This window comes from Pseudomonas sp. TE4620 (assembly GCF_056279045.1).
The window spans coordinates 5,124,659-5,137,231 of sequence record NZ_JBWBQO010000001.1; the positions used below are offsets into that span (position 1 = coordinate 5,124,659).

General features: G+C 56.1%; 12 protein-coding genes. 9 read left to right on the plus strand and 3 right to left on the minus strand.

What is annotated here, in order from left to right; all coding sequences use genetic code 11:
- The first annotated feature begins 70 nt into the window (after positions 1-70).
- Entirely contained in the window at positions 71-1,477 is a 1,407-nt protein-coding gene (locus ACZ9A3_RS23865; RefSeq protein ID WP_476253187.1) for a hypothetical protein, read from the plus strand.
- 143 nt (positions 1,478-1,620) lie between these two features.
- Here the strand turns inward: ACZ9A3_RS23865 and ACZ9A3_RS23870 are convergent, their stop codons facing one another.
- The 3 genes from ACZ9A3_RS23870 to ACZ9A3_RS23880 all read right to left on the minus strand — a co-directional run bounded on the left by ACZ9A3_RS23870 (position 1,621) and on the right by ACZ9A3_RS23880 (position 4,647).
- Positions 1,621-2,109, minus strand: a complete 489-nt coding sequence (locus ACZ9A3_RS23870) for a PIN domain-containing protein (RefSeq protein WP_476253188.1) — start codon at positions 2,107-2,109, stop codon at positions 1,621-1,623.
- Positions 2,090-3,157, minus strand: a complete 1,068-nt coding sequence (locus tag ACZ9A3_RS23875; protein WP_476253189.1) for a helix-turn-helix domain-containing protein — start codon at positions 3,155-3,157, stop codon at positions 2,090-2,092. Before ACZ9A3_RS23875 ends, ACZ9A3_RS23870 begins: the two co-directional genes overlap by 20 nt.
- A 620-nt stretch (positions 3,158-3,777) precedes the next feature.
- Positions 3,778-4,647: a hypothetical protein gene (locus ACZ9A3_RS23880; RefSeq protein ID WP_476253190.1), complete on the minus strand. Its 870-nt coding sequence runs from the start codon at positions 4,645-4,647 to the stop codon at positions 3,778-3,780.
- Positions 4,648-4,796: 149 nt separating this feature from the next.
- Here ACZ9A3_RS23880 and ACZ9A3_RS23885 point away from each other — a divergent pair, with 149 nt between their 5' ends.
- From ACZ9A3_RS23885 to ACZ9A3_RS23920, 8 genes are all read left to right on the plus strand, one after another.
- Positions 4,797-5,513, plus strand: coding sequence for a Tn7 transposase TnsA N-terminal domain-containing protein (locus tag ACZ9A3_RS23885; RefSeq protein WP_476253191.1), 717 nt, complete (start codon positions 4,797-4,799; stop codon positions 5,511-5,513).
- A complete protein-coding gene (locus ACZ9A3_RS23890) occupies positions 5,503-7,428 on the plus strand; it encodes a Mu transposase C-terminal domain-containing protein (protein WP_476253192.1) in 1,926 nt (641 codons plus the stop codon). Before ACZ9A3_RS23885 ends, ACZ9A3_RS23890 begins: the two co-directional genes overlap by 11 nt.
- Positions 7,425-8,333 (plus strand): TniB family NTP-binding protein, encoded by a 909-nt coding sequence (locus tag ACZ9A3_RS23895; RefSeq protein ID WP_153403956.1) that lies wholly within the window; start codon positions 7,425-7,427, stop codon positions 8,331-8,333. The genes ACZ9A3_RS23890 and ACZ9A3_RS23895 overlap by 4 nt, the downstream gene beginning before the upstream one ends.
- Before the next feature lie 10 nt (positions 8,334-8,343).
- Complete coding sequence (locus tag ACZ9A3_RS23900; RefSeq protein WP_460119461.1) at positions 8,344-10,218, plus strand: TniQ family protein; 1,875 nt, start codon at positions 8,344-8,346, stop codon at positions 10,216-10,218.
- A gap of 39 nt (positions 10,219-10,257) precedes the next feature.
- The gene (locus ACZ9A3_RS23905) at positions 10,258-10,614 is read left to right on the plus strand and encodes a hypothetical protein (protein ID WP_110599691.1); all 357 of its coding nucleotides are present in this window, start codon (positions 10,258-10,260) and stop codon (positions 10,612-10,614) included.
- Between the two features lie 15 nt (positions 10,615-10,629).
- The gene (locus ACZ9A3_RS23910) at positions 10,630-10,962 is read left to right on the plus strand and encodes a hypothetical protein (protein WP_476253193.1); all 333 of its coding nucleotides are present in this window, start codon (positions 10,630-10,632) and stop codon (positions 10,960-10,962) included.
- 97 nt (positions 10,963-11,059) lie between these two features.
- Positions 11,060-11,467 carry a DUF6957 family protein gene (locus tag ACZ9A3_RS23915; protein ID WP_460119455.1) on the plus strand — a complete coding sequence of 136 codons (408 nt, stop codon included), beginning with the start codon at positions 11,060-11,062 and terminating at the stop codon, positions 11,465-11,467.
- 125 nt (positions 11,468-11,592) lie between these two features.
- Entirely contained in the window at positions 11,593-12,327 is a 735-nt protein-coding gene (locus tag ACZ9A3_RS23920) for a metallophosphoesterase (RefSeq protein WP_476253194.1), read from the plus strand.
- Positions 12,328-12,573: the final 246 nt, after the last annotated feature.

Genomic DNA, 12,573 nt, shown 5'->3' on the forward strand with positions numbered 1-12,573 from the left:
AACATCATCAAGGCCAGGCAGCAATTGATACAATCGCCCTAGCCCTACCATCACGAGCACAAGAGACATAATGAAAGTCACGCCGGGAAAAAAGTTCACGCTGTGCTCGCCCGATGAACTGGGAAGTCTTGACTACACCACGAGCGTCATTCTTCTCAACACATATTCCGCTCAAGATAGGAAACTGATCCGATCCGCGCTCAAGCCTGGCCACAGAAAAAACAAACTCACGCCATCCGAAAAGGATGCCTACAACCTGTGCATCCATGAGTACACGCACTACCTTGACTTAACAACTACGGTATGGGGCACAGAATTTCTCTATCGCCGGACTGCCGCGTTGCCGAAGCTTTCGGCTCAGGGAAAATCGGCGGCCTCAGTCGTCATGCTAAACATCACCGAGATCATGATGCATGAGATTTTCAACCGAGTTCATCACCAGACCAAGCTGGAAAATTTGGTAACAAAACACCGTCTGCACCACTGCGAAACCTATGGCTCGCTAGTCATCGTATTGTTGTACAAAGATGGGGAACTGATTGCGGAGACGGCCTTCAGCATGCTTTCAGTGCTCGAAGCCAATGCCATTGCGAATGAATACGAGGGAGAGTACAAATGGGTGGCCTGCAGGCTAGGTGGTCTCGACCGTTTCCAAGAAAGCAGGATCGACGCCAAGTTCAAGCACTTGCTTGAAGACAGCGGAAGACTTGAATACAACATCGTCCACATCCTCATCGCCATTCACTTCCCGAACCTCACCGTTCGCCACAGACTCAAGCTCGCTGCCACGCTTTGCCACCTAGCGCTGGACATGTCGAGTCTCAATCTTGCAATGCTGGCCAACGTAATCAATGACTTCGTCAGTAACAAATGGTTGGGTGACGCACTCTGCAACGATTTGTGCAGGGGTATGTCACGCCACGTAGTGGTGTTCTACTTCATACTCATGCTCTATGGATACACCAACGACATCGGCTTGACCACCGAGCAGCTTAGCGAGCGCATTGAGACCTCAGCCCGCCAACTGATTGATGACATGCTTCTGCATTGGGGAGTGGAGTACCCGCTCTCTGAGGGTTTGAGCGACCGCGAATTCCAATTCTGCATCAAATCCCTTAGAAAAGAGTGCGGGAAAGAGCGCGGAAAATTCATGCTTCCAGGATCACTCCGGGCCGCGACCTACAACAGGAAGATCCGCAAGACCAGCCTCTCGACAAGCCAGGCATTTCGGCGTTTCAAACTGCCAGACCTTCTCCTTGATGATACCACCAGGGTACGCGCACCTTCTCGAATACGCGCTAACGTGCTGCGTCACTGGGACGCTATGTACGATGAGTGCAACGCACTTGATCAGCTCGTGACCGACTCAGAAGCCATGAGAAAGTTTCATATGAAACCAGGGGCGTATGGCCCCATGCAACTGCGGCGTGAGGATCACTTTATGCAGCAGCTAGCCATGACCGACAATGAACCCTGAACGCCACGCAGCGTTGCTTTGAACCTGCGCACCTCTATTGGCGCGTAAGCTTCATTTCATGCGCTGTGGCGACGGAGAAAGCGGTGGGGGCCTTAGGGGTGTGATGAACGGTGACCAGCTTTAACGTAGTCTGGTCGACATACTCAGGGTTGTTCGAGATCTTTGAGCCTGCGAAGGGCGATATCCCAAGGCAAGCGGCGGGCGTTGGCCCTCATCCGCGTATAGGCTGCCTCGGCCCTTGGGACTGAGATGATTTGGTGTTGAAGCAATTGTTCCACTAGCCAAATGGTGCCCATTACCACGATGGCTTCCTGCTCTGCTGCCTTGCGTAATGCCTGATCACCCGAGAGCAGTGGACAGCTTTCTTGCTTGGCGAGAGCCAGAGCGAAGCAGTCATTACGACTCGGCCCACTTACTCGTGCGGTGAGGTCTAAGGCATAGAGCATGGAGCCAGAGTTGAGTTCGCTGAGGATAAGTCCTCGCTCCAACAGGTGAGCATGCTGAGCTTCCAGCTCTTCGAAAAACAGAATATCGGGCACACTAAACTGGTAGGGGAGCTGGAATAGCTCGTCCAGTAACTCCCCTTCTTCTAAGTCGATTAGGATGTTGGCGTCACTGATGAGCAACTGCATCCAGCAACTCCAGTTTGCGAGCTTGATGGAACTGGAACACTGGGATGCCGAGGAGCTCGGCAGCTTTGGATTCGCCGATGATTCCTTCGCCGAGGGCTCGATATACCAGTTGCTGGAACAGTAGGGTCGTTTCCTGGCGATAGGGTTGGCCTGGCTCCTGTTTTCGCCAGCCTTGTTTCACGAATACCATGAATAGGCGCTCACGCACGTTTTGCGGGATGATGCTCAAGTCTCCTGCGCGGTACAGGCAGCTTTGCATACTGAGGCCGTACTCGTTTTTCAGCAGATACAGCTCGCGCATTTCCAGCATGTGACGCTTTTCGCCCAGCTGTTGGCGCATGACGATGGCCGGCAGCAGAAGCGCAGAAGCAAATCGATTGCATGCTTTCTCTTCGTCGAGATCTGTTTCCAGGCGACCATGCAGTAGTAAATGACCGAGCTCGTGGGCCAAGGTGAAGCGTTGGCGGTCACCGGGCCAGTTAGCGGACACCACGATCACTGGCTTGTCGGCTACAGAAGCTTGCAATCCATCGAATTTCGCCTGTAAGTCGACCTTGGTAATGATCACCAAGATGCCATGGGACTCTAGGACATCGATTAGGTCGGGAATGGGGGTTAGCCCCAGATTCCAAGCGGCGCGGAGTTGATCAGCTAAGGTGTCGATCTGTTCCATGGAATCGATTTTGGCCAGTAGCTGAGCCGGTGTGGAAAACTGCTGGACGGGAAACGCAGGCCACAGGTTTGCCAACTCCTGCCAGCGCTCGGCCTGATCTAAGACATCGGCTTCAATACGCTTCAATGTGCTCTGAGGTGTACTGGAGCGCTTTCGGTACTCCACCCCCGTGAGTTCGACCTTGACTGGGCGGAAGAAGTACTCCGATCGCACTGCTAGGGCTTTACTTAGGCGAATCAGAATTCCCGAGCTGGGCATGCTTTCGCCATGCTCGTATTTTTTGATCATGTTGGCGCTGACGCCAACCTGCTCCCCTAAGGCCTGCATTGAAAGGCCAGCAGCTGCGCGTGCGCGCTTCAGGCGTTCGCCTATCATGCTGCCCCTCCGGTTGGTTTATAGAATTCATACATATCTACAAATTGTAAACCGATAGTATGGATACGTCGAGGCTGTTACCTGGTAGTAGTCCTGTATGGCCTTGGCGTACCTGAGACTTGCGGAAGGTGTTTCGGACATCAAGCGTTCAAAGCTATGGGCATGGATGCAGAGCTGTACAGAAAATGACCAATTATAAGCCAGCCATAATTTCCAATAATTTTACCGTGTCCCTATCACCCGGAGAGATTGCCCATTTTCGGCTTCTACTCGACAGGGTAAATCCCAGAGCAGAGCAAGCATGCTTTATGCTTGGTAGGCAATCCGATTGGCTAACGTGTCTAGTTCGCTTCGGTCGCCACAGTTGAAATTCGCAAAAAAATCGGAAGATTTTTGGCAAACCTATCCCCTTAGCCTAGGTCGGACACGGGCTCCAAGGTTTAGCAAAATCCGCGAAACCAGTCGCAGTATCTACAGGGCAGTCGGAAGGCTTGCGACTATTGCGTAGATCCGACTCAGCTACAGCTTCATCGAGACCGTTGCTGCAGGTAAACAGCCGGTCTATGGGAGGCTGCGGGACATCCCAGTTCTGTTTTTACCGAACCCCCTCCTAGACATAGTCAGGTTTCTAGAACGGGTAAGAACTCTCCATATTTCTTGGCCCTATCCAGAACGGCAAAGCCTTCCCATTTGAGTGGGCTACCGCCAAACAGCTCTTCAGTGAAGGCGCGTGCTAGGCTCCAGAACTTCTCAATCGCCTGTTCCTCTTCGCTCAGCGTGGCCAGGGACAGCCAGTTATCAAACGCTTTGATGGCATGAGCATGATACGCAAGCTCGTGTACCACCCCGGAGGGCTCGGGGAAAACGAACCAGATTTTTTCGAAATAGGGTCGGGCCATGCTAGCCAGTTTCAGAAGGTCGGCGGCGGCTTTTTCTTGCTTGCGGGAGGTGTCGCCAACTCGAATAAAGATGGCAGCTTTCTGCTGTCCGTTGAGCTGGATCATGAAAAATTGGCTAAAAAAATCGGAGTGAGTGACCTTGATGATCTCCCCACCCGGAAAGCCAAAAAAATCCGCGCCCGCGTCTAGGATGGCCGCCGACGCCAGACGCTCATGGTTAGCCACGCGGCTACGTGCCTTTGAACGGGCAGTGGTGGCCGGTGTACCGGCTACGGTGGCGTAGTGCGTTATGGTTTCGCGTAAGGTTTGTAAGGTGTGTTGGTTCGCCAGGGTCGCGGATAACATGGAAGTTGCGACGACGGCGTCCAGCTGATGCAAGCGTTCCAAGAGCTCAATATGCGCATAGCCACACTTGACCTGTTCCGGGGCCAGCGTAGGCGAAAGGCTGACGAGAAAATTACCGGCCTTGAGCATGCGCGAGACGACTTTGGCGTCATAACCTGCCTCTTGCGCCAATTGTCGAATCAGTAAGTTGATGCTGTCAGTGCCTTGATAGGCATTGATACGAGAACGCACTGCTTGAAAAAGCATGTACCACGGCTGTTTAGCCTGTCTCCCCATTCCTCTTCCCCCACCAATACAAGGGTGCGCCTACCCTTTTGGGTACACCTCACCAAATATTGACAGTCTACCGAGTCGGGGTTATACCTGACAGTTCGAATATTTGGTGAAGTGTACCAATGAAACTTGATACCCAAAGCCCTTCCTTCAGCCGTGACGTCGCCAAGCGCTCCAAGCGGGCGCGAAGGGCACATGTCATGTGCTCGCCGAAAAATGGGTTTGTCGAAATTCGGCTGGAGTCGCGACTGGAGCAATCGGTCGCGCAGGCATTAGAGCTAGACCCCCGGGTGCGGGCCTATCGCGCCCAGCCGTTTACGCTTGATTTAGCAACGGGCGAACGGCTGGCGGCAAAGCACCTGATAAAGCCATCGGGAGCGGTGTATTACACCCCGGATTTTGCCGTGGATCTGGACGACCTACAGGTCGTGGTCGAAGTTAAACCCCGCGCATTCGTGCAGGAGCATAGGGTGCTGCTGGAGGAAGTACGCGAGGCTTTGCACCAGCAAGGTTTGCGTTTCATTGTCATCACGGAGGCCGACTTTACTGGCCACTACCTGAGAAACGCTCAACTCTTCATGCAGTACCTGGCGCAAGCTGCCCCTTCCCTCCCCATTTGGGCCGCTGCCTTGCAAGCGCGCGATCCTCAGGCGCTGACGGGGCCCGTCACCCAAGTGCTAACCGGCGATGTGCCGCCGAACTATCAGTTGGCCGCAGGAGTTTTGCTTGGACTCATAAAGTTCGACCTGGTACGTCATCTATTTGAACACATGGATTTTGACATCGTTCCGGCGTTCGGCAGTTTGAGCGCATTCGAGGTCATTCGTTATGAACAGTAATCTGCAAGTGAGCCAGGCCGTGGTTTGGCAGGAGACTTGTTACGTCATCAAGGCGATCAAGCCGACATTGGGCGATATCGTCCTCGAGGCCAAGGGTGGAGTAGAGCGTGCTGTCGATATACGGGCCTTTTACAATCTCATTGCCTCTGGCGAGATTGAGCTGTCGCAACGGCAAATTGAAGCCACGCAGCGCTCCTGGACGGTCAGCGAACAACGCGAGGCTGACTTCCGTCAGCAGCTGCTCGAGTTTCAGCGTTCGCTGGAAAAGCAAGGTCTCGACCCGTCGACGTGCGATGCACAGATTGATAGATACTGTCAGCGACACGGTCATAAACGCCCGTCAAACAAGACCATTCAGCGCTATCGCAAAGACTTAAAACGCTTAGGCTTTGAAGGTCTCATTCCCAACTTCAGTCGTCGAGGGGGGACGGGCTGGGCCAAAAAAACCGCAGCGAAGGCGGTCGCCGAGAAGGTGTTGATTCAGACCTTTATGAAGGACGACAAAGTCAATTTGTCTTCCGTGGCATTGATGGTCAACGAGGAACTGAAGACGCACAATCAGGCCACCGGAGCCGATGAGAAAGTCGATCGCAAAACCATCGCGCGTATGCTCCAACAGATGCCCAGCTCGCTCGTTAAACAGGGGCGACTCGACCCGCGTACCTACAACTTGTGGAACCGGCAAGCCGTCCGTCGGTACGACGTCAAACTGCCTTTTGAACGGGTGGAGATTGATGCCAAGACGATTGATGTGTACTGCTGTGACGAGTACGGGCATCGCTACACGGAGCTGACCTTGTACGCCATGGTCTGCGCGCGTACCTCCTACCCCGTAGGTGTATTCGTCAGTGGCGGCAAGCCCAGCGAATACACCCTGCTCAAAGTGTTTGAGTTTTTTTTAATGCCGAAAGACCTGGCCTTCAACGCGCGGTTCGGCATCAAAACAGATTGGGTGCAGCCCTGTGGGATTGCCTTGGTAGTGCTCGACAACGCGTCAGAGAATTTCTCGGATCTGGCACTGGCTATCGTGCGCCGACTCGGTATTCAGATCGAGTATGCCCGCATTGGGCGCGGCGACGATAAACCGCACGTGGAATCCTTCTTCAAAGCGGCGGATGAGGGCTTGTTCAGCAAGATGCCGGGAGCGAAAAAAAGCCAGGACAAGCGCATCAAAAACCGCCATGCCAAGGCGGCTGCCGAAGCCTGTTACTCCATCGAAGAGATCTATCGCCAGGTGGTGACCTTCGTCGCGGATGTGTACATCCATAAACCGAATCAAAAGCTGGGGTTCCGGCATGGCAAGCCGATGACGATCAAAAGCGCTATGGATGAAGCACTCTCCAACTTTCTACCGGTACCGCCACCGTCACTCGAGCAGCTCAAAAAATTGCTGTTGGAGGTCAACCGGGACAATCGCACAATCCAGCATTACGGCGTCGATTTTGAGGGGTTTCAGTTCCACAGTCAGGCGCTGGCAGTGCTGGCGCGTGAACGGAGCCTCAGCGACATCGACATCTTGTTTAACCCAGAGGACTGCACGGTGATTTATGCCGTGCACCCGGACGACGGCAGCCACATTCCGCTGCAGAACAAGACGGTGGGCATGCCGGAAGTATCCTTTGAGGTCGCTAAAACCCTCAAAAAAGCCTACGCGGGCCATTCCGCCACGATGTCCGGCCATGACTATCAGCGTGTGTATGCTCAGATGCTGGCGAAGTTCACCGCTGATAGTCAGCGCCGCCCCAGCATCAAAGCCAACAACCAGGCATTGCGTGCGCGCGAGAAACAGGCGCAGAAGGCGGACATCGCTGCGCAGTTTGCACAGCACGCGCCGAAGCCTCGTCCTTTGCCTCCTACTCCGACCTTAGCCGATAGCGATGATGAGTTCCGTCCGGCGCCACGGAGGACGGTATGAGCACGATCGCCAACGAATTGGTGGGTCACGCTCGGTTTAACACCGTGCATGGTCATTTGGTGGAGGTCTTAACGCGGGCCAGAGCAGGTGATCCACAAATCCTTCCGATTGTCGGGCCGACACGGGTCGGTAAGACGTGTCTGTTGGACAATTTCAGGGCGATGAATTCGACGTCGGGGACGAGCCGCTCCCGCGAAATTATCAGTGTCGTCAGCCCCAAGCATTTGACCGGTCGGGCGCTGCCGGATGCATGCTTGACGAGTATCGATATGAATCCAGCGCTGTTCAATAATCATGTCGCTGCGACAGACGCCTTTATCAAGGCGGTCAACAAGCACGGCGCACGACTGATCATCTTTGATGAAACGCAGCACATGCTTGAGCGCGGTAGCAGCACCACCGTGCGCGCGGCAGCGGACTTTCTCAAAGGCCTCTTCGACCAAGCCCAGGCCAGTATCGTGCTGGCAGGATTGCCAAGTTTAATGGGCCTGTTTTACGCCAATGAACAACTGGCGGATCGCGCGCGCCGTCCAGTGGAGTACTTCCCGTATTACTGGCAAGGCAAGGATTACATCAGCTTTCGCAGCGCCTTGGGCAGTGCGCTCGATTACCTGGAGGACAGCGGCTGGGACACATTCGAATTCAACGACCGGGACTTTGCCCAACGCATGTACGTCGCGACGGCTGGCCGTTATGGCCTCATCAACAAGATTTTCATCGAGGTGCAGGCACTCGCTGGGACAGTGAAGATCGCACGTTATGAGGCCTTTGCCAGGGCTTTTGAGCAAGCCGTGATGAACCGCCTGATCGAATTCAATCCGTTCGATGTCGACCAGACGATCCAGACAGAGCACATGGCTTTGGTGTATGCCAAGGTCATGCAAGAAGCCGGTGTGAAGGTCTAGGAGCAATAGCATGTTGGCATTTATTCCCGAGACCGACTTCGCTGACGAAAGTCTCAACGGTTACTTACTGCGGCTCGCCGAAGAGAATTTTCTTGGATCAACCACTGCCCTGTTGCGCCCAATAGGGATCAGGCTCAAGGCCCAGTATTCGCCCCGGGAACTGCAGGCGATTGCCGAGTATCACGGTCTGGAACTGCAGCAACTGCAACGGCTGGCCAGTTTTCCCACCATTAACGGGTCGCTGGTGACCGGCGCCTTTATGCGTAAGGCCGCGATCGCGGTCTGTCCCGAGTGCCTTGGGCAAGCAGACTACATCCGGCAGGCTTGGCACCATGAGTTGTTTACGGCCTGCCCAACACATCGAGTACTGCTGATGGAGCAATGCCCCGAGTGCGACGCGCCAGCAGAACTCAATCGCGGCGCGGTGTCTCGCTGTCGTTGCGGCTATGCGCTGAGCGAGGCTCGTGGACGCCCTGCCGACGCGGCGAATTTGTTCATCTCGTCGGTGTTGCTGGCGGAGCCCAGCCGTCCGTGCGTGCTGAGCGGTCTGAGCGATGAGCCGGGCGTGCCAGAGGATGTCGACAAGTTTCTCCTGTTCCTGGCGAACTTGACCCTGCCGACACCGCAGCGCAAAAACGCCGCGATCAGTTTTCACCGAGCGTTGGAGATTAATGAAGCATCCTTTGTGCTGGCAGAGGATCTACCGGAACGCTTTCGTGTCTATGTGCAGAACAAGGTACAGGCGGCTAACCAGCTGAAGTCCAGTCGCTTCGTCCACAACCTCGGCCCCTGGTACAAAGAACTGAATGCAACCTTCACGTCCGCCGCCTACAGCTCGGTTCGAGCCACGGTGTGCAGCGTGATGTTGGAACAGGCCGATGCTCCCATCAACCGCAAAATGAAGTACATCGCAGCCGAACTGTTGGGGCTGAAAAAAACCTTTACCGCCAGCGAGGCGGCGCGCTTGCTGGGCTCCTCCCCAGATCGAATCGTTTCCTTGGTGAAGACCGGACAACTCTCGGGGGAAATCATGAGTGGCGCCGCCGTGGAATTCTGTGTGGTCGATCGGTCGGCGGTGGAAGCGCAGCAGCAGGCCGCCAAGGGCTTGGTCGCTGGCAAGGAACTGCTTAGCCTGCTCAACATCAGCCGCCGCGTGCGTGAACGCTTACTGGCGTCGGGTGTGCTGAACCGCGTGCCTGACAGCGATAAGCCGCTGTTCGCCAAAGGTGATTATCGCGTGGAGGACATCCAGTGCCTGATCGATACTTTGGCCGAAGGCTGTCGCCACGCCGCGTCTGCCTCTACCTTGGGGCTCGAGGACATCAGCGGCAAACGTTTTTCCAGCCAGCAGACCCATGAACTGTACCGGTTGATATTCAGCGGTCAGATCAAGCCCGTGGTGAGTGATGCCGGTATCCAGGGATTGGCCGCGTTCGGGTTTGATCATGACGAACTGCTGGGTCACCTTCGGCAAGAGCCGACCATGCCTGACCTGAGCATTACCGATCTGACCAAGATCACGCGCTGGAAACACGAAACCATTAAGGCGTGGATTGATAGGGGCTTGCTGCCTGCACGCATCGAGTTCGACGAGGGCAAGCACCGGGTGTTTATTTCCGTGGCGAACCTGGTGACGTTTCTCTCGCGCTATGTGGTGGCGGCAGATGCCGCCGAGCGTTTGGGAAGCAAGTCGATTTGGTTGACCAAGTCGCTCAAAACCAAAGGTGTGTTGGCGCAAGGGGCGCACGCTACCCGCGAGGGCAGCCAGCGTGGCGTTCTGTTGTCCGCCGACGCCTTGATCAATGTCGCCTCCGGTCGGTCGTCCGACTGGGCCCGCCACCCATCACCGGCGTGGGCTGACCCCTCGAGCGCCCCTGGTGGATAAACAGAACAGGCACGCGCTGTCCCACTTGGAGACCTAGCCATGAGCGTCCCGGATACCTGGACTGAGCGGCGGATGCAGGAAGCGCTACACAACCCGTTTGCGGCGCCGGTCACGGCCTACCTGACCGACGTGTTGATCAGCAGTTGTTGTGCGGTGGGGGTTATTTATCACGATGCGCGACCGGCTATGCGAAAGCGGTTTCGGGATGGCCAGCGCATTCGTACGTCTGACATCCACAGCGTCTCTCGGGAAGGGCGTTTTTGCGTCATCCGGACAGCCAGCCAAAGTCGCTATGTCGTCGTCACCTTTCATGCCGATGGCGGAAAAAGATCGTTTATCGATTTTTTGAAGATTCTGTCCAATGGTTTCTACGCCACTCCGGGCCGACTGCAATAACCGGGAGGTAGGCGGATGACAGCGTCGTTCGAGTTGGCGCAGGCACTTGGTAATCGTGGGCTGTGGTTATCCATGACGGCCTTCCTGGTCGAGGTGCGGATCGAGTGTGATTGTGCCTGCGGGCGTGTGTATGCCGATGTGTTGGAACGGATGGCCGACGGTACTGCGTTGTGTACCGCCGAGATCGAGAGTCTGGTGATGCGCCAGGGCTATTGGACATTCAAGACTATTGAGGCTGAGTGGTATGTGATTGTCAGCTTCGATGGCCCAGCGGGGCGGCGCTCGTTCTATGAGTTCGCCCGGTTGATGGCCGGTGGCCTTTTTCGCACCCCGACTGCGCTGCAATAACTGAGCACAGACCACTGCCTAGGCCGGTGCCCAGCGATGGTGCCCCTTAGCCGATATCAGGCCCAGGCGGTTGATCATTTAAACGGAGGTAAGCGAGATGAGCGAATCGAATCCATTAGCGCAGATGGCCAACTTTTTGTACGGCGCCGGCACGCCGACGGCGGGCCTAGGCCTCAGCCCGGAGGAGGCGAGCCGTGAAGCGCAGCGCCGCTACCCGAACAAACCCTACTGTTTGGTCAGGCAGTGGATGTTGGTGGATCTGCTCATGGCGGATCCGGCGCAGTGGGCTGCTGAGCATCCGGGTAAGGCGCCGCGCCTCGTGTTGGCGCATAACATTGTGTTCGACAGCGCTGGACGCTTTGCGCCGGGCTATTGGGTCAGAAGTACCTTTGAGGTCTCGTATACAGCACCAGGTTTTTTCGAGACAGGCAATACCGTGTATGTACTTCTGGGCGAGGGCTGCAGCAAAGCCGAAACGCTGGAGGTGGTCTTCAGCCTGTATTGAGGCGTCGTCACAGCTTCGCACGTTTTTCAGGCGCTACCGCCACCGATCCGCTTGGCCCACCGGGGCGGAAACACCTCGGCCCAATGCAGTTGGGCGAACGTGCCCGTTCATCATGAGGTCGTACCATGCGTATCTACGTGCTCTCCGATTTGCACCTGGAATTCACCCCGTTCGTGCCGCCCAGCGTGGACGCGGACGTGGTGATCTTGGCCGGTGATATCGATATCGGTACCCGAGGTTTGGTCTGGGCGCAGCGCACCTTCAACTGTCCCATCCTGTATGTCGCCGGCAATCATGAATACTACGGCGGACACCTCAACCGCACGCTGGAAAAGTTGCGGGCGTTGCAAACCCCGCGCGTGCAGGTGCTCGAGCGCGATGAAGTGATCATTGACGGCGTGCGTTTTCTCGGCACAACGGCCTGGACAGACTACGCCGTGACGGGCAATGCCGTGCGAGCCCAATGGCTGGCGCAGGCGCAGATGACGGATTTTCGCCGCATTCGCACCGCCAGTTATAGGCGGGTGCGCCCTGCCGATTTCATGGAACAGAACCATCAGGCACTGACTTGGTTGCGGCAGCGCTTGGCGGTGGCGTATGCCGGCCCCACGGTGGTGATCACGCACCATGCCCCGTCACTGCGTTCGCTGCGCAACAGCCCGTATGCCGGTACCGATCTCGACGCGGCGTATGCCAACGCATGGGAACGGATGATGGGGCCCACCATTAATTTGTGGGTGCACGGGCATGTGCACGAAGCCGAGGATTACGTCCTCTCGGGGACGCGGGTGGTGTGCAACCCGCGCGGTTATCCCGGGGAAGCCACCCGCTTTGAGCCGGGGTTACTCATCACGGTATGAGCCTGGCGGCGGGGGCGGTGGCCATCCGAGGATTCGAACCGCACTGCGCATAACCGGCACAAGGTTAAACCCGAGGGGTGGGACTCAACGGCGGGCATCCACTGGCGCCGATTGCAACATTTCGGAAGACCTTACTGGCCGACCCAGGCGATGTCACTCCGATGCGCCCTTCACTATGGCTCGCGGGTTTCCGTTGAAGGGTGAACCGGTGGTAGTGGCACGACGGTAAAACGGTGGAAATCAACG